This is a genomic window from Psychrobacter sp. AOP3-A1-26, from assembly GCF_052378235.1.
Taxonomy (GTDB): domain Bacteria; phylum Pseudomonadota; class Gammaproteobacteria; order Pseudomonadales; family Moraxellaceae; genus Psychrobacter.
In genome coordinates, this window is the sequence record NZ_JBQSXN010000046.1 from 1 (window position 1) to 24,769 (window position 24,769).

At 44.0% G+C, this 24,769-nt stretch carries 17 protein-coding genes; 5 read left to right on the forward strand and 12 right to left on the reverse strand.

The features are described from left to right. Positions 1-110: 110 nt before the first annotated feature. Positions 111-998: a ribonuclease HII gene (locus tag ACT3TU_RS08820; protein ID WP_192523570.1), complete on the reverse strand. Its 888-nt coding sequence runs from the start codon at positions 996-998 to the stop codon at positions 111-113. A 21-nt stretch (positions 999-1,019) separates the two neighbouring features. Then, the gene (gene lpxB / locus ACT3TU_RS08825) at positions 1,020-2,357 is read right to left on the reverse strand and encodes a lipid-A-disaccharide synthase (RefSeq protein WP_192523571.1); all 1,338 of its coding nucleotides are present in this window, start codon (positions 2,355-2,357) and stop codon (positions 1,020-1,022) included. Between the two features lie 470 nt (positions 2,358-2,827). On the opposite strand from lpxB, the gene ACT3TU_RS08830 reads away from it, so the two are divergent. Further along, the gene (locus ACT3TU_RS08830) at positions 2,828-3,910 is read left to right on the forward strand and encodes a 3-deoxy-7-phosphoheptulonate synthase (RefSeq protein WP_192523572.1); all 1,083 of its coding nucleotides are present in this window, start codon (positions 2,828-2,830) and stop codon (positions 3,908-3,910) included. Between the two features lie 94 nt (positions 3,911-4,004). Here the strand turns inward: ACT3TU_RS08830 and pepN are convergent, their stop codons facing one another. Continuing rightward, entirely contained in the window at positions 4,005-6,647 is a 2,643-nt protein-coding gene (pepN, locus tag ACT3TU_RS08835) for an aminopeptidase N (protein ID WP_192523573.1), read from the reverse strand. 623 nt (positions 6,648-7,270) lie between these two features. On the opposite strand from pepN, the gene pal reads away from it, so the two are divergent. After that, entirely contained in the window at positions 7,271-7,789 is a 519-nt protein-coding gene (gene pal, locus ACT3TU_RS08840) for a peptidoglycan-associated lipoprotein Pal (protein WP_192523854.1), read from the forward strand. 131 nt (positions 7,790-7,920) lie between these two features. Continuing rightward, positions 7,921-8,541: a 4'-phosphopantetheinyl transferase family protein gene (locus ACT3TU_RS08845; RefSeq protein ID WP_225736931.1), complete on the forward strand. Its 621-nt coding sequence runs from the start codon at positions 7,921-7,923 to the stop codon at positions 8,539-8,541. Positions 8,542-8,804: 263 nt separating this feature from the next. Here ACT3TU_RS08845 and ACT3TU_RS08850 read toward each other — a convergent pair whose 3' ends face one another. Continuing rightward, positions 8,805-9,740 (reverse strand): hypothetical protein, encoded by a 936-nt coding sequence (locus ACT3TU_RS08850; RefSeq protein WP_192523853.1) that lies wholly within the window; start codon positions 9,738-9,740, stop codon positions 8,805-8,807. 601 nt (positions 9,741-10,341) lie between these two features. Between ACT3TU_RS08850 and ACT3TU_RS08855 the strand changes: the two genes are divergently transcribed. Further along, the gene (locus ACT3TU_RS08855) at positions 10,342-11,100 is read left to right on the forward strand and encodes an IclR family transcriptional regulator (protein WP_192523852.1); all 759 of its coding nucleotides are present in this window, start codon (positions 10,342-10,344) and stop codon (positions 11,098-11,100) included. Between the two features lie 203 nt (positions 11,101-11,303). On the opposite strand, the gene mmsB is transcribed toward ACT3TU_RS08855, so the two are convergent. The 8 genes from mmsB to ACT3TU_RS08895 all read right to left on the reverse strand — a co-directional run bounded on the left by mmsB (position 11,304) and on the right by ACT3TU_RS08895 (position 23,169). Next, positions 11,304-12,239 (reverse strand): 3-hydroxyisobutyrate dehydrogenase, encoded by a 936-nt coding sequence (mmsB, locus tag ACT3TU_RS08860; RefSeq protein ID WP_192523851.1) that lies wholly within the window; start codon positions 12,237-12,239, stop codon positions 11,304-11,306. 128 nt (positions 12,240-12,367) lie between these two features. Further along, on the reverse strand, positions 12,368-13,600 hold the full coding sequence (locus ACT3TU_RS08865) for an enoyl-CoA hydratase/isomerase family protein (RefSeq protein ID WP_444784290.1): 1,233 nt from the start codon (positions 13,598-13,600) through the stop codon (positions 12,368-12,370). Between the two features lie 60 nt (positions 13,601-13,660). Continuing rightward, positions 13,661-14,443 carry an enoyl-CoA hydratase gene (locus ACT3TU_RS08870; RefSeq protein WP_192523849.1) on the reverse strand — a complete coding sequence of 261 codons (783 nt, stop codon included), beginning with the start codon at positions 14,441-14,443 and terminating at the stop codon, positions 13,661-13,663. An 80-nt stretch (positions 14,444-14,523) separates the two neighbouring features. After that, the gene (locus ACT3TU_RS08875) at positions 14,524-15,684 is read right to left on the reverse strand and encodes an acyl-CoA dehydrogenase family protein (RefSeq protein ID WP_192523848.1); all 1,161 of its coding nucleotides are present in this window, start codon (positions 15,682-15,684) and stop codon (positions 14,524-14,526) included. Between the two features lie 185 nt (positions 15,685-15,869). Continuing rightward, entirely contained in the window at positions 15,870-17,354 is a 1,485-nt protein-coding gene (locus ACT3TU_RS08880) for a CoA-acylating methylmalonate-semialdehyde dehydrogenase (RefSeq protein WP_192523847.1), read from the reverse strand. A 289-nt stretch (positions 17,355-17,643) separates the two neighbouring features. Continuing rightward, positions 17,644-19,716, reverse strand: coding sequence for a propionate--CoA ligase (locus ACT3TU_RS08885; RefSeq protein WP_192523846.1), 2,073 nt, complete (start codon positions 19,714-19,716; stop codon positions 17,644-17,646). A 225-nt stretch (positions 19,717-19,941) separates the two neighbouring features. Then, positions 19,942-21,600 carry a fatty acid--CoA ligase gene (locus ACT3TU_RS08890; RefSeq protein WP_192523845.1) on the reverse strand — a complete coding sequence of 553 codons (1,659 nt, stop codon included), beginning with the start codon at positions 21,598-21,600 and terminating at the stop codon, positions 19,942-19,944. A gap of 444 nt (positions 21,601-22,044) precedes the next feature. Further along, positions 22,045-23,169, reverse strand: coding sequence for an MFS transporter (locus ACT3TU_RS08895; RefSeq protein WP_225736932.1), 1,125 nt, complete (start codon positions 23,167-23,169; stop codon positions 22,045-22,047). 473 nt (positions 23,170-23,642) lie between these two features. On the opposite strand from ACT3TU_RS08895, the gene ACT3TU_RS08900 reads away from it, so the two are divergent. Further along, complete coding sequence (locus ACT3TU_RS08900; protein WP_192523844.1) at positions 23,643-24,623, forward strand: dienelactone hydrolase family protein; 981 nt, start codon at positions 23,643-23,645, stop codon at positions 24,621-24,623. The last annotated feature ends 146 nt before the right edge of the window (positions 24,624-24,769 follow it).

Consider the following 24,769-nt stretch of genomic DNA (forward strand, 5'->3'; position numbering starts at 1 on the left):
AAATTTAAATGGCTAAAGAAAGTCCCGCTTACTCTTAAGAGCCGGCGGGATTTTCTATTTAAATGACAATATATATTTTGCTTAGGCTATTTCATAGAGGTATAGTTCTATTAGCTTTCAAGTGCTTTTCTAACGGGTGCAAAACTACGTCTGTGCGCTGCCAATACCCCATACGTCTCAATCGCTTCCATATGGGCGCGTGTTGGATAGCCTTTGTGTTTGGCGATACCATATTCAGGATGCTGAGCATCAAGCGCATACATAGTTTTGTCGCGGCTTACTTTTGCTAAGATACTCGCCGCTGCAATACTGGTATGGCGAGCATCGCCTTTTACCCAAGCTTGGCAGTCAATCGCTAACTCTTTTACTCCTAATTTAGCAAGGCGTGTATAGTCTAAATCAGGACAGCGATTACCATCGAATAACACCTCTACTTGCATAGGATAAGGTGCATCATCGGTGTCTGGTTTGATGCTCACAAAATGTTTAGCGGCCGCTTCTAATAAGACTTCGGTACATAAACGCATACCGAGCATGGTTGCTTGCAAGATATTGACCTGATCGATGACTGCTGCTGGAATGTCAACGACGACATAACCAATGGTATGCTGCTGAACCAATGGATATAGAATGTCCCGCTTTTTTTCACTCAGCTGTTTTGAGTCTGTCAATATAGCCAATGGCGTACCTTTGAGCGGCTCCGCCTCAATCAAGCCTGCCCAAGTGAGCGGCAGTATCGCAGCAGCGACATGAACGCTACCTAGTAGTGGTCCACGCCCTGCTTCATCAATGCCAATCTGTAACTTATTAATAAAGACTTGGTTCGAGCTTGGCGCGTATTGGTCAATTAAATCCGTCACATTTAGCTGACCACTCAAACGTATTGGAGCCGCCAAATTAATATACTGTCCTTTGATATCAATTTGTTCAATAACTTTTTCAATCTGTAATGTATGACTCTCTGTATTATCTTGTTCTGTGTGCGGCATAATACTCATAACTTATAATGTCTTATTGATTTATTGCGAAGCTTGATTTGTGATTGGTTGTTTAGACAGATGGCTGTCTTGCATAAACCATTGCTCAATCACACTGTTAGCGGGATCGTGATTGCTTTGCTGCTGTAATAAGTGCTTGGTTTCAACGAGCGCTTTTAATTGCTCAGCATAGGCACGCGGTTGCAATAGGCGCATGACGGTGCGACAGATATTGTCGCCACTCGCCTGCTCTTGGATAAGCTCGGGTACAATCGCAGTGTTTGCCAAGATATTGGGCAAGCCAACATAAGGCACTTTGACCAGCCGTTTAGCAATTTGATATGTCAATTGATTCAACTGATAAATGACCACCATCGGACGTTCAAGCAACATCGCCTCAAGGGTCGCTGTACCCGATGCGAGCATCACCATATCTGATGCGGCCATTGCCTGCTGACTAAAGGCGGGCTGGCTATCGTCATAGACCACGACAATAGCCGCGCGCAGTTGTTCTGAGCGTTTATCAATGACCTCTTGAACGATATACTGATGATTTTGATCAACGGTTGGAATGATAAAACACAGATTTGGGTCTAATAAAATAAGCCTTTGAATCCCATCCAACATCAATGGCAATATAGCCGTTATCTCACCACGTCTAGACCCTGGCATCACACAAATAAGCTGGCTGACCTCATCGAAACGATCAATAAAAAACTGCTGCAAACCATCATTGTGCCAAACCAGCTCGCTACGGCGCTGGTTAATTGGCGTATCTAACAACGTCTGATCTATAGTTCGCAATAACGGATGACCGACACATATCGCTGGATGGTTGTAACGCTCATATACTGGTAGCTCAAACGGGAATAAACACAATACTAAATTGGTCGCCGCCTTAATATTGTGGATACGCGACTCGCGCCATGCCCAAATAGAAGGGCTGACATACTGCACACAAAATACGTCTTCAGGCTTTAGTTTTTTGGCAACTCGAAGATTAAAGTCAGGCGCATCAATGCCAATAAACCAATCAATATCTGCCGTTTTAAAAGCCGCCAACAGTTCGCGGCGCGCTTTCAGTAGGTCAGGGAGCTGAGCAACCACTTCTACCAATCCCATCACTGCCAAACGTGACAACGGAAAAATACTTTGCAGCCCTTGCGCCTGCATTTTGGCACCGCCAACGCCAATCCAAATGATATCATCACGTAGATTGTTCATCTGCTGCATAAAATCTGCACCCAAACTATCACCTGAGACTTCGCCTGCAACAATACCGATGACCAGTGGCGCCGCTGTCACGGCAGACACGTCATCATAAATATCGGGCTGTACCGTTACATCCGATGGTTGGTGAGGCGTAGCAGAATCTGTCATGACAAGCTCTCAATATTAAAGTAATACAAAAGTCAAAAATATAAATATTTTAAAATACAGAATCATTATAAAATATAGCACACGAAATCAGTGTTAGGGTGCCAACTCAAATGCACTATGGCATTATTTATAATGCTCGAATTAAGTGATTTATAGCGTCATCATACGTGACGCTGCTAAAAATAGCGAAATTAGCACATAAAATCCAGTGCTGACAATTAAAAATATGGATACATGAGTCAGTCTATTTGTCAAAATTTAGATTCAGTTCAGGTATAGAGAGCCACTTAATAGATTGTTTTTATGTTAGGTTATAAACCCTATAAGAATATGTCTAACCAACAACTATAACCAAGTTTTAGCCTCAACATTCCAGTTATCAGTCAATTAACTACGCGACTGCCCTTGTCAACCGGCACTTTTGTCAGCATAATGAATATCCCTATACATTAGCTAGACGATATATAATCATGACAACACCAGCTACTCATAATGCAGATATTGACGACGTGAATATTGAAAAGTTCATTCCTTTAATCACACCCGCTGAGCTAAAAACTGAGCTGCCTTTATCAAACGAAGCGTATAAAACCGTTCTCAAAGGTCGCAACACTATCCAAGATATCTTGGATGGTAAAGATAAGCGCCTATTTGTGGTTATTGGTCCTTGCTCTATTCACGATATTAAAGCCGCCCACGAATATGCCGATCGCTTAGCCATATTGGCAAAAGAGATCGAAGACAGCGTATTCGTAGTGATGCGCGTTTATTTTGAAAAACCACGGACGACCGTTGGTTGGAAGGGTATGATTAATGACCCTGATATGAATGACAGCTTTGATATCGAAAAAGGCCTACGTACAGCCCGTAAGTTACTGCTTGATTTAAACGCAAAAGGCCTACCGTGCGCAACGGAAGCCCTTGACCCGAATACCCCGCAGTACATGCAAGATTTGATCAGCTGGTCGGCAATTGGCGCTCGTACCACTGAGAGCCAAACGCACCGTGAGATGAGCTCAGGCTTATCATGCCCCGTTGGTTTTAAAAATGGTACGGATGGCGGCATGACCGTCGCTGTCAACGCTATGCAAGCGGTCAAAGCCGGTCATAGCTTCTTAGGCTTATCATCAGACGGCAAAGTATCAATCATCAAATCTAAAGGCAATCCATACGCGCACGTCGTTCTTCGTGGCGGTAACGGCAAGCCTAACTATGATGAAACAGCCGTTGCTCAAGTAGAAGACGCGCTGGCTAAAGGTAAAACCAGTAGCAAGATTATGATTGACTCAAGCCATGCCAACTCAGGTAAAGACCCTTACTTGCAACCAATGGTCATCAAAAACGTCGCAGAGCAAATTCAAAATGGCAATAAATCTATCATTGGCATGATGATTGAGAGTCATCTAAAAGGCGGCAACCAAAAGCTCACTGAAGACTTGAGCCAGCTTGAATACGGTAAATCTATCACTGATGGTTGCTTAGACTGGGATAGTACCGTCGAAGCATTGCACAACCTGCGTGACATGGTCAAAGACGTATTGCCTAACCGCTAATAGCCGTCATTAATAACCATAAAAACCCCGTCTGACATTAAATGTCAGACGGGGTTTTTTGTACTCTATCACTTATAAAATGGTTTATGTAAACCTACTCATTCGCTGCTGCCAATACACTGCTTAGGCTCTCATGCACATGCTTAGAGGAAGCCTGCTGCTGTACATCAAGCAGTTGCTCATGTGCCATTTGACGACGTGGCTCAGCCAAGGTATTCCAACGCGCCAGCACTTGCAATAGGCGCGAGGCTATCATAGGGTTTAAGTCATCTAACTTTTTAATCACAGCGGTATAGATATCCAAGCCTTCTTGCGTCCATAATACCGTTGGCTGCGAGGTAAAGGCACTAATCACTGAGCGCACACGGTTGGGCGTATTCCAATCAAAATCTTTATGCGCCAATAGTGACTTGATAATCTCAGGGCTGACGTTATCGGCAGACGCTTGCACACTGAACCACAAATCAATGACCAAATCATCGTCTTGAAAGTGTTTATAAAAATCGTCCAAATAATCATCGGCATTTGCTACTTGATGATTAATTATCGCCTTTAACGCCCCAAAGCGCTCCGTCATACAGCTGGCATTGTCATACTGCTGCTGCGCCCACTCGCCAGCACCTTCAACATTGGCAGTCAATGCCATATCGAGCACCACATTACGTAGCGCGCGTTTGCCGCGAGCTTCAGCGCTGTCATCATAAGCTTGCAGAGGTAGCTGTTGATATAGCGTTGCCCACTGATTTTTTAGCGCCTCTGCCAACTGCTGATATAAACCATCTCGTTGCGTTTTGACCAGCTCTGGATCGTAATCCTTATGAATGGCAGCGGCCAACTCTTGCGCTGACGGGATATCAAGCAAGCGCGCAGCCAACATCGCATCGTCGGCAGCTAAATCAGGCAACGTCTGTGCCACTGCTTGTAGGAAGACTTCAGGATTACTTTTTGAGCCTTGAGATTGCAGTAAAATACGATTGACTAGCATTTGGGTCACTTGCCAACGATTGAAACCATTGGTCTCATACTTAAGCAAAAATGCCAAATCCTTGTCTTGATAATCATAATTCAGCTGTACTGGCGCACTAAAGTCACGTAGCAATGACACGATAGGTTCACTAGTCACATCTTCAAAAACGAAGGTCTGCTCTGCTTGGTCTAACAGGAGCATACGCTCAGCGATGATTTCGCCACTTTCTTGATCAAATAATGCCGTTGACACTGGAATTGGCAAGGGTTTTGGCTCATCAAAACCGCTGACATGACGAGTTTGCTGACTCAAGGTAATCGTCAATGTTTGTGCGGCGCTATCGTAATTTTGATGACCCGATACAACAGGTGTGCCTGGTTGGCGATACCAATCGATAAAGTCCTCGATTTTGTCATTGGTGATACTGAGCGCTGATAAGAAGTCTTCAACCGTCACCGCTTGTCCATCATAGCGACGAAAATACTCATCGGTGCCTTTACGGAAATCTTCTGCACCCAAAGTATTAGCAAGCATACGGACGACTTCAGCGCCTTTTTCATAAACGGTCGTGGTATAAAAGTTATTAATTTCAACGAAACTTTCAGGGCGTACTGGATGCGCCAATGGTCCTGCGTCCTCTGCGAATTGATGGGCACGTAGATTGGCGACATCATCGATACGCTGTACCGCGCTTGACTGCTGGTCCGCTGAAAACGATTGATCACGATAGACGGTAAGACCTTCTTTTAAACACAGCTGGAACCAATCACGGCAAGTGATACGATTGCCCGTCCAATTATGAAAATATTCATGGGCGATGATAGATTTTACGCTAAAGCTACGGCTATCAGTCGTCGTCTCAGGACTAGATAAGACACAGGCAGTATTAAAGATATTCAGACCTTTATTTTCCATCGCACCCATATTAAATTGACTCACCGCAACGATCATATAACGATCTAAGTCATAGGCACGACCATAATTAACCTCGTCCCATTGCATCGAATCTTTGAGCGCTTGCATAGCAACATCGCATTTATCGATATCGGCAGACTTGGCATATACTTCGAGCAACACCTCTCGACCTTCGCTGGTGGTATAGCTATCCGTTAGCACATCTAAGTCTGCAACCACGCAGGCAAACAGGTAGCTTGGTTTATTGGTTGGATCGTGCCAAATCGCATAATGACGGTCTGGTGCCTCTGCAACCCCACCCGCTTCGATTAGATTACCATTGGCCAATAGCGTTGGATAACACTTATCCGCCTCAAGACGCGTGGTAAATATCGCGAGTACATCAGGACGGTCTGGATAAAAGGTGATTTTACGAAAGCCTTCTGGCTCGCACTGAGTGACAAACATCGTTTCGTCACCACTACCCGCCATATAAAAACCTTCAAGCGCGGTATTGGTCTGCGGACAGATACGCACTTGAAGCGCTAACGTCACCTCATCAGGCGCATCAGTAATCGTCAACTTACCTGCAGTTTGCTGATAACGCTCAGGTGTCAGTTGCTCGCCATTCATCGTAACGGCAAGCAGCTCTAGCTCTTCACCGAACAAAACAATATCACCCACAGTTTGGCGTACCATTTTTAGGGTACTGTCTACCTGCGCATGCTCCTCGAACAGCTTAATATCTAAATCAACGGTTTCCACATCGAAGCTTGGCGGTTGATAGTCTTTTAAGTTAATTTTACTCGGATTATGCGCTGGCACATCAGGCATTTCAGGATTGACAATTTGCGCAGCGGTTTCAGCGGTAGACATATGATTTCCTATTGGTTTTATAATGGTTATATTTATAACAGCATTTATAGCAAAGTAGATAAAGCAAAAGATGGATAATTATCAGCCATATCAGTCTAGGGGCTGTATAGAATTCAGCTAAGGAACTGACAGAGACTATTTTTTAGGCAATTCGACGCCAAAAATAGTAAGTTTAGTTATTCTAAGCGCGATAGTTTTGGCTATGAAGTGGCAAAAAATAGTCCTGTTCCTTCGGACTGATGCTAAAATCGCCCCAGACGTTGTTGTAAATCTAGCTAAGGTCTCGACATTACCTTCGATTTACGCCTAGTCTGGAATTATTTTAGCGATCAGCAGTCCTAATAGATGAATTCTATACAGCCCCTAAGCTACATTGACTTAAACCGCTAGATTTCAAGGGTAATCATAAATTAAAATAGGTTAATGCGATACTATTAGACCTTATGAAAAAGATAAACGCTGGCATAATAGGCAATATATCTATATGTAATTTCTCGAATTACTTACAGTAATACTACTTACATAAAGTAACATTTAGTATATTATAGATAGCAATTGCCTAAGTTTTACCGTAAGCAGTTTAAAACAACAAAGTTAATTAATTAAAATTTTAGGAGCTTATTATGTCAATCAGTTTTTCTAAGATCGCAGCCTTAGCCGTACTATCTAGTGCTGTTGCTCTAACCACAGGTTGTGCCACCAAACGTACGACTTCTGAGGTCGTGGTTGCCCCACTAGGTATCCCATCTGGGCAAGCAGGCTACACTGGTGCAGTTGTCGTCGACAACTCAAATACGGTGATTACTGGCGCTGAAAATCTACAAGCGGTGGTATACTTTGCTTTTGACAGCAGTGAAATCACCTCACAAGCCGCCAGTGTTCTTAACCAACACGCCGCATTGCTAAGCTCAAACCCATCAGCGAGTGTGGTCATCGCTGGTCACACAGATGAGCGCGGTAGCCGTGAATACAACATCGCACTAGGTGAGCGCCGTGCCCAAGCAGCACGTAACTATCTTGCTACGCAAGGTGTTGCGGTAAATAACATTCGTGTTATCAGCTATGGCGAAGAACGTCCTGTTGCTGCTGGTACGACTGAAGACGCCTATGCACAAAACCGCCGTGCTGAGTTGTCTTACTAATCTCACCGATAGCGGTTCACTTCTATTAAAAATAGCCCAGCAATATTATATTGCTGGGCTTTTATTATTGACCATTCTATAATCGCCAAACATCTATTTAAAAACTCATACCAATGTCTATGTCGACGCCCATGCCCATAATAGCCCCAATGCTACATCATATTCGTTACACTCAGCTTGACTGCCAATCTTGGTGCATAACCGCTCAGATTGTCACTGAGCAGCCATACCTTAAGCATAAGCACAAGCATAAACGCGAGCAGCAACGCAGCGGTGTCAGACAACTCTTACAGTTTTTGCTAGATGAGCTTGGAATCGATGACATACTTAACGACGCGCAATTTCCCTATCAGCTTAGCAATAGCGGTTACTATGTATGCTTTAGCCACTCAGGAGATAAAGTGGCGGTCGCTCTAAGCAAATATCGAGCTATTGGCATCGATATCGAAGTGCAAGATATTCCATGGCACGTTGCCGAGCGCTTTTATGACGATAACGAGGTTGCTGCTTTGGCGCAATTAACCAGTCATGAGCATGCCAGTGTTTCTAGATTGCTATGGCAAATAAAAGAGAGCTTTATAAAAATTCATCAATATAAACTGGCACAAGGCTTGGGAAAAGATTACTCTTACTTTATACCTGACTTGATCAATAGCACTAAAACAGAGTCGTTCTTGACTATCATTGCAGATTGCCAAACCGACTATCACCTCGCTGTCTTATCCCCACAACAAACTGTCGTCATTTTTTAGCCAATCTATAGTTAAAATACTTTACAAACGCTACGATACTGCGGGTATAGTTTTTTTGCAGCCTCTGTCTGCATAGGCACAGCAAGCTAGAAAAAACAGTACCTGCAGTACGTGATGTATCGATATTACTTTTCACTAACTATATAAGCATTATTACTCTAAAAAAAACATCACTTTATTTTAGACCAAAAAAAACGACCCTCGAGAGGATCGTTTTTTGCGCTTACTTTTCTTCTAACAACAGCACTTAGGCTGTGATTAGATTAGAAACGGTAAGTTGCGCCCAATTTAACGATTGGGAACCATTCTAACCAGTCTTTATCTTCTAATTCCTGCTCAGCAATCTTAGCAACTTCGCCTGCAGTAGTAACTTGATTTACATTATTTGCATCTGTGTAGTTAACTACGCTATCTGGATCAGCTGCATTAACTGTGGCAGTTGTTTTACCCATATATGCGGCACCGATCTCACCAAACACACCCCAGTTGTTACCGATGTTTGGACGGAAACCAATCGTACCATATGGCGCTAGTTTATTACGATGTTCTAAAGTACCGTCTAAAGTACCAACTGCTTTAGCATTGTATTGCTGACCGTCAAGCGTGAAATTCTTACCATCAGCATTAGCACGCACGTCGATATCGTTGTCAGGTACGATGATACCAGCACCCATAGTGAACCAGTTAGCTGCAGGGCGTAATTGCACGCCTAGGTATGGGTTACTGAAATCGGCATCAACGTCGTAGTTTACGTCGCCAGCATCGAAATCACCGCCAAATAGGTCAGCAACATCGCCACCTGCCCAACCAGCTTGTAGTTCAGTTTTGTCGTTAAGTGCCCAAGCAACGTTCGCACCGTAACCTAATGAACCGATTTCAGCGCTAACAGCTGCTGGATTGATAGCTGTTTGGAAGAAAGTCTTAGTACCACCAACTACAGCACCAGCAGTGTTACGTACTACGCCTGCATCAGCATTATATGCATTAGCTGTTTGTACATTGGCTGGTTCTGCTTCATATGCAACGGCAGCATTGTCGTCAACAACGGCAACTGGCTCTGCTTCATAGGCGACAGCAACTGGCTCTGCTTCGTATACAACGGCATCATTGTCATCAACAACAACAACTGGCTCAGCTGCAAGTGCAGCAGTTGACGCTAAAACAGCAGCAGAAATGGCTGTTAATTTAATAAGTTTCATAAGTACTCTCCTAAAGTGTGAAATAACTCGCCCGTAAAAAATGATAATTCAGTTTTTTTTAAACAATCATTTTGTTGAGCAGATTAAAACAATTTTGGCTCAAAAAGTCACCCCCACAGACGCGCTTTTTATTTGCCATTATGTAAAGATTGCATAGGTATTGTAATAATTGCTACACCAACTGGCAAAACTTGAGATTCCTGTTACACAAAGTTCTCAAAGTAACCGGACAGCGCCGACATGAATATTAAGTAGCTTAACGTTCATGTAAAGGTATTACAAAATATGTCAATATGATGACCTAACCCGTCGTTTAACTCAATGGCTATTATATAGATTATTACTACAGTTTGTTGTGTTTTGTGAGTTGACGTATCTAGTATTGCTTTTATAGCTAAAGCCTTAAACATTCTGGCAGTTCACATAAATATGGTTATATATAAGACCAACCCTTGTCTAAGCTTGAGATTATGCTAAATTAGAGCTAATGGTAAATTTGTTGTAAGACTTCGTATTTATCACTATTGGTCTTATTTATTAAAGCGTTGTAACGTTGTGGTGTTCTCTGTTTTATTCTTTTTACTACTATTGAGCTATTTATATGCCTAAAGTATCGTCGATTACCCGTGTGTTAGAGATTATCGAAGCGGTGTCCTATGCTGCCAAGCCCCTCTCTCCACTTGAGCTGTCTCAAGCGCTCGATATTCCGAAGCCAACCATTCATCGATTGATTCAAAACCTAGTCGACGACGGGTTTGTGACCGTCGATATTGGTGGTGGTATCATTCCTGGAAAGCGCGTGCGCAATCTGAGTGTCGAGCTTTGGCAGCAGCGACTGTTCTTTAATGAGCGGCAAATGATTTTGCAAAATCTGGTCGATGAGATCAAAGAAACTTGCGGCATTGGGGTGCCTTATCAGATGAGTATGATTTATACCAATCGAGCAAAAACGACGCTGCCCATTCAGATTTACCTGCCAGTAGGTGCGAAATCACCGATGTGGTGTACCGCGACAGGTAAGCTTTACTTAAGCCAGTTATCTGCTGCCAGCCGCGCTAAGATACTGCAGGGCTTGCCATTAGACAAATTCACCAAAAACACCATTACCGATATTGATGCGCTAAATGCAGAGCTGGATCGTATCGCAGCCACTGGCGTCGGAATCGACAATGAAGAGTTTATCTCTGAAATGGTCGCCGTATCGGTTCCGATATTGGACAAAAAATCACGCTATCTGGCTTCATTGTATATTCATGCGCCAACCATTCGCGTGTCTTTGGATGACCTTTTGACCCACGTGCCACGTTTACAAAAAGCGGCGCAAGACATCCAATCACTGGTTTACGATCTACAAAGCTAAATTCAAACGTGTTATATAGCCGATTCACTATTAAAAGGAAAGTTTATCCCCGTCGCACGCTATCTGGGCAACCTAAAAAAGGTCTTCGCTACAATAATAGCGAAGACCTTTTTTTATGCTTCTTCCGTCACTCTAAGATATAGTCAGTGAGAAGTAATATCGCTACATCACGTACTGCAGGTAGCGTTTTTAAAGTATTTTAACTATAGTAGCGAGCTATCGTGCCGCCCCATAATGCTAGAAAAGTCTTTATCGCCATTCTCTACCGCGTGAGCGTCATAAAGCTCAGTGGCTCTAGCACCCATAGGGGTATCAACATTGATATTTTTAGCGGTTTGCATGGCAAGGTTAAGATCTTTTTGCATCAATTTACTCATAAATCCACCTTGGTAACCGTTACTCGAAGGTACGTTTTCCATCACTTGCGGGTAAGGGTTATAGACTTCTAATGTCCAATTACGACCCGAACTTTGCAGCATAATATCTGACAACACTTTAGGGTCTAAGCCATTTTTGACACCTAAATTAATCGCTTCTGCCGTGCCCGCCATCAAGATACCCAATAGCATGTTATTACATATTTTTGCCACCTGTCCTGCGCCATGCTCGCCCGCATGAAAGATGTTCTTGCCCATCACACCTAATATCGGCTTGGCTTTGGCAAATCCCTCCTCGCTCCCCCCCACGATAAAGGTCAGGCTGCCTGCAATAGCGCCGCCCGTACCACCAGAGACTGGCGCATCGAGAAAGTCTATGCCAAGCTTGCTTGCGGCTTCTGCCACTGTCCTTGCATCAGCCGCAGCGATGGTACTACTATCAATCACTAGTGTGCCTTTAGGGAGCTGCGCCAATAAGCCTTCAGAGCCCTCATCGCCTAAATAAACAGAATGAACGTGCGTGCCAGCAGGCAACATGCTAATGACGACTTGAGCATTGCTTGCCGCATCTTTTGGACTGGCTGCAACGCGAGCGCCTGATTGCTGTAAACGCTGGGTTGCCTCTTCAGATAAATCATAGACAGATAGCGCATAACCTGCCTTTAATAAGTTCTCCGCCATCGGTGCGCCCATGTTGCCAAGCCCAATGAAGGCGATATCTGGCTTATCAGTATTAGTGGTATTCGTATCCTTTGTATTCATCTCATCATTCCTTGATGGTTGATTGTGTTATTAATTCTGCATTTATTTAGGGCGTGCTCTCTTTAAAATGAGGACACACCCTAGACTTTTTAAATTTAATCGTTATGGTAAATCGCAAAACTCTATTCTTAGCGTACGAGCTGATTGCATAGTGACTCATCGCCCAGCCAGTCCCCAAAAGGATGCTCATCTTTAGCATAAGGACTTACAAAGTGCTGCTCAATATATTCTTGTCCTTCGGCGCTGAGGCACTCTGCCAACGAACGCGACCATTGTGGATTGCGGTCTTTGTCAATTAACAGCGCACGCACACCTTCTTTAAAGTCGGGATTAGCGGCACAATGTACCGCGACATTAGTCTCTAGATACAGCACTTGCTCTAACGATAAATCAGCAACCTTATAATAAAGCGCATGGGTCAAGGCAGCAGTCACCGGACAGCCATGTCGATAGGTAGCCACGGCTCGCTGTGTCCAGCTGTCTGCAGCAAAATCTTTATCTAACTGTGCAAGCGCCTCATCACTTTGTAGCAAAGCATCAATGTCACTCAAACCGCCACTATTCATCAGCTGCTGAATCGGATGCCAGTAGGCTGCTAATTTGCTAGCAGGCAATTCGGCTACCGTTTGTGCTGCCAGTGCGCGACTGACGATATTATGAGCGCTATTGTTATGACCTTTATCTGTGCTATCAGCTCCCGATTGCCAATTACTCTGTTTTAAGCGCTGTATAATGGCATCGTAATCAGAACTGGCAACGGCATACTCTGCAAGATTGGCCAATAGTGCGTCATTACCATTACACATCGCACCCGTTAGCCCTAAGAATAAACCTGTTTTGGCAGGCATACGCTGCAAGAACCAGCTACCGGAGGCATCAGGGAATAAGCCAATGGTAATCTCAGGCATCGCAAAGCGGGTACGCTCAGTGACCAGACGATGACTACAACCCGCCATTAGCCCCATGCCGCCACCCATAATGATGCCATCGCCCCACAGTATTAATGGTTTAGAGTAAAAATGCATTTGTCGGTAAAGGTTATATTCATTACCGAAAAACTCTGTGGCATACGGATTCGGTAGCGGTGCACTGCTAGACATGCTGTCATATAGCTTACGGATATCACCACCTGCACAAAACGCCTTATCGCCAGCGCCTTTTAAAACAACCGCTACCATTTGATCATCACTTTGCCACTGCGTTAACTGTTGCGATAATAACTGACACATCTCAACGCTTAACGCATTGAGCGATTTGGGTGTATTTAGTGTCATTATCCCAATCAGGTGCCCACAATCTGTCGGCTCCGACTCAAACAATACTGGCGCGTCTTGTGCTGTATCTTCTATAGCTGCTGTCATAAAAGTGACCTACAAAAATTAAATGAAAAAATATTATGCTTAAAAATAAAGCAGTAAACTTTACTTATTTTGCCAATTTGGTTTGCGCTTCTCTAAGAAGGCTTGTACACCTTCGCGCTGATCTTCTGTATCGAACAGCTTAACGAAAGCTTCGCGCTCATGGATAAGGTTTTGCGCAGGCGGTGTGTTTCTAGCCGCTTGGATAAGCGCTTTAGAATAGCTAACGGCAACCGGCGATTGCTTAGCGACCTTTTGTGCCAATGCTTGTGCTGCTAATAAACCGCCACCTTTTGCCGTGACTTCTTCGACTAAATCAATACGTAATGCGGTCTCTGCATCGACGCGCTCACCGCACAATATCATGCGCTTTGCCCAGCCTTCACCGACGAGAGCCGTTAGATTTTGCGTGCCGCCTGCGCATGGCAATAAGCCCACACCAGTCTCTGGCAATGCCATTTGTGCATGCGCTTCTGCGATACGAATATCACAAGCCAGCGCACATTCAAGTCCACCGCCCATCGCATAGCCGTTGATAACCGCGATACTGACGCCGCGATAGGCTGATAATGCTTCGAACGCTTCGCCAAAAGCAATCGCCATACTGATCGCGCGACCTTTATCACCGTCGGCAAAATTGTTCAAGTCGGCACCCGCTGAAAAGAACTTTTCACCATCGCCATGAACGATTAAGGCATAAATATCATCATTAGCATTTAGATCAGCAACCAATTGCTTAAGCGCCTTTAGACTGTCCATCGTCCAAGTGTTGGCAGGTGGGTTATTGAGTGTGATTGTGGCGGTATGACCGTCAATCGATAAGTTTAAGTTAGTGTAATCCGTCATAAAACATCCTTATTATAATTTTTATAAAATCGCTTTATTGATAAATTCGAATAAGCAAATTATCTATTTATATAAACTGCTTAGCGTAACTGACTTAGCGCATCGTCTTGTAGCAGCTGACGTGAAACAATCACGCGCATGATTTCATTGGTGCCTTCTAAAATTTGATGCACGCGTAAATCACGGACATGGCGCTCAAGTGGATATTCGTTTAGATAACCATAACCACCGTGTAACTGTAGAGCTTCGTTAGCGACATCGAAACAAAGATCAGTCGATAATCGCTTGGCCATCGCACAATAAGTAGAAGCTTGCGCATCCTTATTATCGACTTTATTAGCCGCTAGATAGAGCATTTGCCGTGCGGTAATAGTTTGAGTCAGCATATCAGCCAGCTTAAACTGTACTGATTGTAAGCTGGCAATTGGGCTACCAAACTGGCTGCGCTCTTGCACATAATTGGTCGCTGTCTCAAGTGCTGCTTGCGCGGTACCAACTGCACAAATCCCAATATTAATTCGACCGCCATCTAAGCCCTTCATGGCGATACGAAAGCCTTGGCCTTCTTCGCCAATGAGATTCTCTGCTGGCACTTTGACATCTTTAAAGCTAATGGTACGCGTTGGCTGCGCTTTCCAGCCCATTTTATGCTCGTTTTTGCCATATTCGATACCAGCGCTGTCGGCATCAACCACAAATGCTGAAACGCCTTTGGGTCCTGCAGCGCCCGTACGTGCCATAACCACCAACACATCGGTTGAGCCTGCCCCTGAGATAAAGGTTTTTTCACCATTAAGCAGGTAATACTCGCCTTGCTTATCGGCTTTAGTACGTAGAGAAGCCGCATCAGAGCCAGCATTGGGTTCGGTTAAACAATAGCTGCCAAGCCATTCGCCACTGATCATGTTGGGCAAATATTTTTTGCATAACGCGTCGCTACCATATTCACCAATCATCCAGCCAGCCATATTATGAATACTCATATAGGCAGCAACAGCCGTATCACCCCATGCCAACTCTTCAAAAACCATAGCAGAATCTAAGCGTGGCAAGCCCAAACCATCATATTCTGGATTGGTATACAGTCCCAAAAAACCAAGCTCACCTGATTTCTTAATCACATCAATTGGAAAATGTGAGGTGCGATCCCACTCAGCCGCGTTTGGCTTTAGCTCTTTTTGCGCAAACTGACGGGCAGTTTGACGAAAGGCGATTTGGTCATCGGTCAATGAAAAATCCATAGGGTCATCCTTGTGCGTGCATAGCAAATATGGTGGAGAGAACGTTATAAGCCGTCAGTCTAATGTGGTTTATACAGTGTTGTATCTACAGTATAGCAGCGGCATAGCGACAATCATAAAATCAGGCTTTTCCTAAAAAATACTAAGCAATATTAACGCTATGCTGCCAATATAAATGATTAACGTTAGATTGAAATAGTGGTATTAACGCCGCGGCTTGCCTCATCATCAAACCAACGCGCAGTGACTGTCTTGGTTTGCGTATAAAACTGAACGGCTTGCTTACCATAAGGACCTAAATCACCAAGCTTACTAGCGCGTGAGCCTGAGAATGAGAACATCGGTAGTGGCACAGGAATCGGCAAGTTAATACCGATTTGACCGACCTGTACATCTTGTTGGAATTTATGCGCGGCAGCCCCTGATTGAGTAAAGATTGCCGTGCCATTACCATGTGGATTGGCATTAAGTAGCTCAATCGCTTCATCTAAGCTATTGGCGCGCATAATACATAATACAGGTCCAAATATTTCTTCTTTATAAATTTGCATATCCGCAGTGACATTATCAAAAATCGTTGGACCAACGAAGTTACCTTTCTCATAACCTTCGACCGTAATACCACGACCATCAAGCAACAAGCTTGCCCCTTCTTCTACCCCTGTACCAATCAAATGCTCAACACGCGCTTTTGCGGCAGGCGAAATTAGCGGACCTAAGTCTTTATCATGTTTACCCGCTGAGACGATTAAGCCTTCTGCTTTGGCTTTGATGTCATCAATCCATTCACCAGCGGCACCGACAAGAACAACGACAGACAGCGCCATACAACGTTGACCGGCAGCACCAAATGCGGCACCTGCTAGCTGATTGAGTGTTTGCTCTTTATTGGCATCAGGTAAGATAACGCCATGGTTTTTAGCGCCCATCATACACTGGGCACGCTTACCTGCTTGACTGGCACGCTCATAGACGTGTTTACCGACGTTGGTAGAGCCAACGAATGAGACAGCTTTAATATCTGGATGGTCACAAATTGCATCGACGGTTGCTTTGCCGCCATGCACCACGTTAAGCACCCCTTCAGGGACACCCGCTTCGATGGCGAGCTCTACCAGACGCATCGTGACCATGGGATCTTGTTCAGATGGTTTTAGGATAAAAGTATTACCCGTGGCAATTGCCATTGGGAACATCCAAAGTGGAATCATCGCTGGGAAGTTAAACGGGGTGATACCAGCACAAACACCTAATGGCTGCCAAATACTATAAGTATCGACGCCTGAAGCAACGTTTTCTACAAAATCACCAATCTGCAAGTTAGCAATACCTGCTGCATGCTCGACCACTTCTAAACCACGGAATACATCACCACGCGCATCGGCAATGGTTTTGCCTTGCTCTGCGGTCAAGGTTTCTGCCAGCTCGTCCATGTGCTCACGAATCAGGGCCTGATATTTCAAAAAGATGCGGGCACGGGTGGTAATGGGCGTTTTGCGCCAGGTTTGAAAAGCGGTTTGGGCCGCAGCGACGGCTTGATTAATTTCATCATCCGTCGTTTGCGGGACTTTAGCGATAACTTCTTGAGTGGCTGGATCGGTAATATCAATCCATTCGTTAGTATTAGAATCAACGAATTGACCATTGATGAGCTGCTGAACGTGATGCATAAGATATCCTTATCTTGTTTGCAAGACTACCATTTAACGGTGTCTTTATATTCTTAAGAGTGAGTAAAAACCATAAGTTTTCATCAATAACTTTTAATTTTAAAATGATTTATTTCGTATCGTTATTGACTATAACAATAAACCAATTTTAGGGTCAAGCGTTTATCTAACTTTTATCAAGGTTTATGTGAATCAATTAAAATTATACTTAATTAAGAAATAAAAAAAGCCCATGGTTGTTCATGAGCTTTTCTTTACTGAAATAAGATAATGATAAAAGTTTAGCTTATCAATAGTCTTTCATAGACTTTTTAATAGCATCAATCGCTACGGGATTGTCAAGCGTTGACATATCGCCTGTCTCCTTGCCTTCTGCCAAAGCGCGAATAGCACGGCGTAGGATTTTGCCAGAGCGAGTTTTTGGCAGTGCTTGCGGAAAGTAAATCGCTGCTGGTCTTGCAATACCGCCAAGAGACTTGACTACAGCGCCAATCACTTGCTGCTCGATACGGAAGCGGTTTTCGGTGGTCGCGACCTGTTCGTGGTCTTTTAGGACACAAAACGCGATGGGCAGCTCGCCTTTTAATTCATCTTGAATACCCACAACAGCACATTCTGCCATCTGGGGATGGGTACTAATCGCCTCTTCAATTTCCTGGGTGCCGAGTCGATGACCAGCGACGTTAATGACATCATCAGTACGACCAAGAATATGGAAGTAACCATCCTCATCAACGACGGCATAGTCTGACGTTGAATATTGATTGCTGTCCGTTAGGCTAAAATAGCTGTCGATAAAGCGCTTATCATTACGCCAAACTGTAGTCAAGCAACCGGGTGGCAATGGTGCACGAATCGCCAGCAAACCTTTTTCGCCAGCTGCACACGCCTCGCCAGTTTCTTCATTAATTACTTGGGCATCATAGCCATACATTGGGTAACCGGGTGAGCCTTGTTTGTGCGGCTTATCATTGAATTTAGGCGTATTGCTTAAAATAGGCCAGCCTGATTCGGTCTGCCAATAATGATCTAAAATTGGCACACCCAAATGCTTGGTTAGCCAACCGGCAGTCGATTCATCAAGTGGCTCGCCTGCCAAAAAGAATGATTTTAAACTAGAAACATCGTAGCGCGTCATCCACGTTTCATCTTGCTTTTTGAGCATACGCACACCAGTCGGTGCGGTGAATAGAATATTGACCTTATTGGCTTCTACAATTCGCCACCAAATTCCTGGATTTGGTCGATGCGGCAAACCTTCATACATAACACTGGTCATGCCAGCGAGCAATGGCGCATAAATGGTATAAGAGTGCCCAACGGCCCAGCCGATATCGGATATCGCCCAAAAAGTCTCGCCCGCTTTACCATCGTAGATATAATCCATCGACGTAGTCACTGCCACCGCATGACCGCCGGTGTCACGCTGTACCCCTTTTGGCGTACCAGTCGTACCTGAAGTATAGAGCAGATACGAAGGTGTATTGGACTCTAGCCAAACTGGCTCAACAATAGCATTGGCGTCGCAGCTGATTCGGCGTTCAGTGGCATAATCGACATCAATATCTTTTCGCTCAAACGGTAAAATACCGCGGTTGACCACCATCACATGTTCAGGCTTGACCGTAGCTTGCTCAACACCTTGGTTGACTAGGCTTTTATAATTAATGACTTTGCCACCACGCAGACCCGCATCGACGGTGATGACCATTTTTGCTTCGGCATCATCCATACGAATGGCTAAATTATGCGCGGCAAATCCGCCAAATACCACTGAATGCACCGCACCAATGCGCGCACACGCGAGCATCGCATATGCCGCCTCTAAAATCATTGGCATATAAATAATGACGCGATCGCCTTTTTGAATACCCTGACGTTGCAATACATCGGCAAAGTAATTAACTTCTTTATAAAGATCATTATAGGTTAGGCGGCGCTTGGTATAGTCCGTATAAAGCTCAACGTTATTGCCCAAGTCGTTAAAGGCATCAACGACGGTTGGAAAGGTTTCTATCAATTCTTGATTAATCTCTGATGATAACCAAATAAAAGCATCTTGCTCTGCGCGTTCTTCAAGATGACGATCAACACAGTTATAGCAAAGATTGGTCTCGCCACCGACAAACCATCTAGCGAAAGGCAGATTGCTGTCATCAAGGATTTGCTCAGGCGCTTTATGCCAGTAGATACGTTTTGCTTGCTGCGCCCAAAAATCCTCACGATTATTGATTGAATCATGATATATATCGGCAAAATTTTGGCTAGTATCAGATGATGTTTGAGAGGTTGGATCAGATGCCTGATTAGGGTTTTGATTAACAGCTTGGCTGCTGCTTTGATTAATAGTTTGCTCGCTCATAATGGCTGTCCTTAGCGTAAACGATGGGTGATGCAATACGGCCTTATTAGATAATATCATAATATATAACTGGCAATCCTTGCCAGAAATAATAAACCGATACACAACGTATCGGTTTAAAATGTAACAGAGCTAATGGTAAAGGTCAACTATTAAGCGTGTAATCTTCTTAGCCCATAATACAAAATAATTAGACCTATCTAGGGCGTGTCCTCAATCTCAGGTCTACTTATCATACATCTCACGCATCACTTTTTTGTCGTGTTTACCGACAGAAGTCTTTGGTAGCTCATCGACAAACTTAAACTGACTTGGTACACCATACTTAGGAATAATACCGCGTGTCACAGCCTGCTCAGCCAGTGCTTTGATATCCTCGGCTTTGGTATCCTGACATTCTGGTTTGAGCACTACCAATGCTAATGGACGCTCGCCCCACTGTTCATCGCGAATACCAATCACCGATACGTCAGCCACCGATGGATGCAGCGATAGAATCGTCTCAATCTCTAATGAAGATATCCATTCGCCACCCGACTTAATCACGTCTTTGAGACGATCGGTAATTTTAATATAGCCGTCAGGGCGTACATAAGCGATATCTTGGGTATGCATATAGCCACTTTCCCACAGCTCTTTACCGGCATCGTCATTTTTAAGGTAGCTTTGGGTCAACCAAGGCGCTCGTAATACCAGCTCACCGGTATTGTCTTTACCCGTACCAACCGGCTCATTGCTAGTATTCCATATTTGGGCGTCAACCATTAGTACCGGCTTACCTGTCATACAACGACGAGCAATATCTTCTTCCTCAGACATCTCAGGCTCATTGAGGCTGAACTCAGTCAAACTAATGAGCGGCGCTGTCTCAGACATACCGTAGCCGGTGTAAACTTCGATATCTTGCGCCATGGCAGCCTTTGCCAAACCTTCGGTCAACTTTGAGCCGCCAATAATCATTTTTAAACCATTAAAACTGGCGCCACGATCCTGCGCCTCTTTGAGTACCATCTGCAAAATCGTCGGTACACAATGGGTAATACTTACCTTTTCATTGATAATCAAATCCATCAATACATCAGGAGCATAACGACCCGGATAGACTTGCTTTAAACCAGTCATGGTCGCGGTAAACGGAAAACCCCATGCATGAACGTGGAACATTGGCGTCATCGGCATATAAACATCACCATAACTGACACCCTGCTTATTGGGTAACATACCAAGGGTCGCCACTTCCGCCAAGCTGTGTAACACCAATTGACGATGGCTAAAAAACACACCTTTTGGATCGCCTGTGGTGCCTGAGGTATAAAAGGTGGTAGCAATGGTATTTTCATCAAAGTCTGGGAAATCAAAACTGTCATCAGCAGCTTCTAATAAAGCTTCATACTCTCCTACTACGCGGTTTTGGTTGCCACCGAATACGCCTTCGTACGACGCGCCATTATCATCAAGCCAAATAATATGCTCAATGCTTGAGTTTTCAAACTGATAGTTTTTGACCAATGGCGCAAACTCAGAGTTGAGCATCAGTACTTTGGGTTTAGCATGGTTGATGGTATAGAGGATTTTTTCTGGTGACAGGCGAATATTAACCGTCTGCAAAATATACTCCGACATCGGTACCGCAAAGTACGACTCAAGATATCGATTACTGTCCCAATCCATGACTGCCACCACATCACCAGCAGCAAGATTCAGATTTTCTAAAACATTCGCCAAACGATTAATACGATTAAATAAATCTTTATAAGTGAGGCGTTTTTTGTCGGCATAAACAATCTCTTGATCGAGCGACACTGTTTTGGCACGGTTCAGTAGTTGCTTTACGATTAAAGGATAATCGTATGCAGAGGGTGCGCTATGATAAATATTTGACATAAATTTGACGTCCTTGTGGGTTATTTTGGTTAATTCCAATGGCTTTTATAGCGCATCGCTTTATTATCGTTTAGCCTTATTATTCAGCCTTATTACTTAGCATGGTTATCATTATTTTGAATAAAGCACCTTTCGATAGTAGGAAAAAACCCAGACCATGTAAAGCCTGCTTGCGTAAGTATCATACGACTATCAATTCGATAACTATCATTTAAATATTGTTGTGATTGTGATATATCAAACTAGGGCGTGTCCTCATTTTGAAAATGGTGATAAAAACGAGATAAATTGCAGTCAAACAAGGAAAATAGCACAGATAATATCAAGATATTAGCCAGCTATTTGACACAGTTTGGCAAGATTTAGCCATTTTTAGCCCATTTAGTTGATTTCGTTCAGATTGAGGACATGCCCTAGTGATAAAAACACCTTTAAAAGATCAAATTAATTCGTGCGGGCCCTTGTTTTTACCATGCCAACGCTGGCGATTAGTAAGGCCAGCACTTGTACAAATAACAACAACCACACCGTGAGCGACCATTGCCCACGCGCGTAGACAATTCCGCACAACCATGCACCCATAGTGCCGCCAGCGTAGTAACCCATATAATATAAACCAGAAGCCAAGGAGCGACCTTTTTTAACATTCACCGCAATATAACTGATGGTCGCAGCTTGGGTGACAAATACGCCCGATGACATAATGGCAAGCCCAACGATAATGCCCCATAATGGCGTCACAAGTGTGAGTAGCACACCAATCATCGATATCACAACCGCTACTCGAACGGTACGTGCTGACCCAAATCGGCGTAGCAAGGTGGTCGATAACGGCGTGATGATAACCCCAATTAAATATACGGCAAAAATATTGGCAAGCGCGCCCGTACTTAACTCATAAGGCGTACCAGCAAGATGCAGATTGATAAAGGTAAAACAGCCCACTAGCGAAAAAAGTACACAAGCGCCCAATAGGCAGGCAGTCACTACATAACGATTGGTCAGGTGCTCACCGAGTGTTTGCATTGCCGAACGAAAATTTGGATTAGCCATAAAGTGCCGTGACGATGGCAGCATCTTACTTACCCACAGCGCCCCTATTAAGGTCATGGCTGCCATAACATAATAGCCTGCACGCCAGCCAATAAGCTCATGTAAATGCCCAAGTATAAACCGTCCTAGAAACCCACCGAGTACCGAACCTGACACATAAAACGACATCAGCTCGGTGACTGCACTGCCCTCGAACTCTTCACCAATATAAGCAATGGTCACCACCGTAATACCGGGTACAGACAAGCCCTGCATAAACCGCCACATCCCCATCCAGCCAATACTGGGACTTTGGGCGATCAAAGCAGTGGGTATTGCTAAAAACAACAATGCCCCAACGATAAAAGATTTGCGGCCAACGGCATCAGACAGCATCCCCAAAAACGGTGACATGATAGCAATTGCCATCACCGTGGCACCAACAACCATTCCTGCTTGTACCTCGGTTGCAGACAGATCCATCATTAATACGGGCAAAATTGCCTGAATAGAATAAACCTGCAAAAAAGCAAACATACCAATCATGCAAATTGTCAGTTTTAATATCCATGAAGGCGCATAAAATGGCAGCTGATAATCTGGATCCGTTACCGTCTCTGTATCAGACGCTCGGCTATGATGGTTTATTTGGGGGTTATTTTTGGTTTCATTATTTGTATTATTCAAAATAGTACTGACTGTATTGGATGCCTTTTTTAGCTAGGCTAGATAGACATGGATGATGGGAGTAAGACGATAGTATCTGAGCTTATGCTCAAGATAAAACGATGCGTGACTTATTATTTTATCACATCATCTACTAGACTCAGGTTTCGGTGTGTTATTGGCGTTGTGTTATTTATAGTGGCTTCACTTTAAAACCGAGACGAATGCTACTGATTACTCTCAACACTGGAGAGGTGACTGTTATTTTTGACAGCTAATGGATTACTGTCTACTATTATTCCGCCTGCAGAAAAACACAACTTACCAATAACAGATTATCTATCATGCTAAAAAATACTGTTTCCCCACGCTTGATTACCGCTATAAGCGCACTGCTTTCTTCTATCAATGTGTCGGCGGTCACGTCAAACGAAGTAACACAAATCAAAGTTTTACCAAAAAAAGCATTGCCAATCAAAGAACTCTCAACCAAAGATTCCGCCTTTAAAGTATTAACCAAATCTTCAGTAGCAACAACGTCGAACTGTATTACTGATAGCGTCATTACTGCGACTGAGCTTTCAGACACCCGCGATAACGGTCCTTTTTCTGTGGCTCGCAAGCATGTGCCTCGCCAGTTAGCAAACGGCTTTGGTGGTGGAACCATTCATTATCCAACCAATGCTGGCGGCTGTGGTCTGTTAGGCGGTATCGCGGTGATACCCGGTTATGTGTCTTACGAAGCCTCTATCAAGTGGTGGGGACCGCGCCTGGCTTCTTGGGGGTTTGTGGTTATTACCATCAACACCAACTCTATCTATGACGATCCAGACAATCGTGCAACTCAATTGAGTGCAGCCCTCGATCACATTATTGATGACAGCACGGTTGGCAATCAGATAGATAGCCAGCGTTTGGGTGCTATTGGCTGGTCAATGGGCGGTGGCGGTGCGCTTCGTTTGGCAACAGAGCGCAGTGCCGTTCGTGCCATTATTCCGCAAACGCCCTATCATAATAAAGACTATGCCGACATGGACACACCAGCGCTGTTTATTAGCTGCCAAAATGACCGTATTGCTTCCAATAAGAAACATAGCGATGTCTTTTATAGCCATGCGTCTGGGCCTAAAATGAAGATAGAGATAAAAAACGGCAGTCACTTTTGCCCGAGTTATCGCTTTAATGAGATATTACTCAGTAAACCTGGCATAGCCTTTATGCATCGTTATATTAATAATGACACCCGCTTTGATAAGTTTTTATGTGATAATGAAAATTATAATAATAGCCCGCGCATCTCGGCTTACGACTATAAAAACTGTTGATAATCGGCTGATTATATATAAATAAACATTTTCTAATTTTTACACATCTACATTACTTCTATCTTTTTTATTATAGACTTTGCGTGCTTAAAAAAACATAATCAAAAGCGTCAATGTCAATCATCAGCATTCATCACTAAAATAAT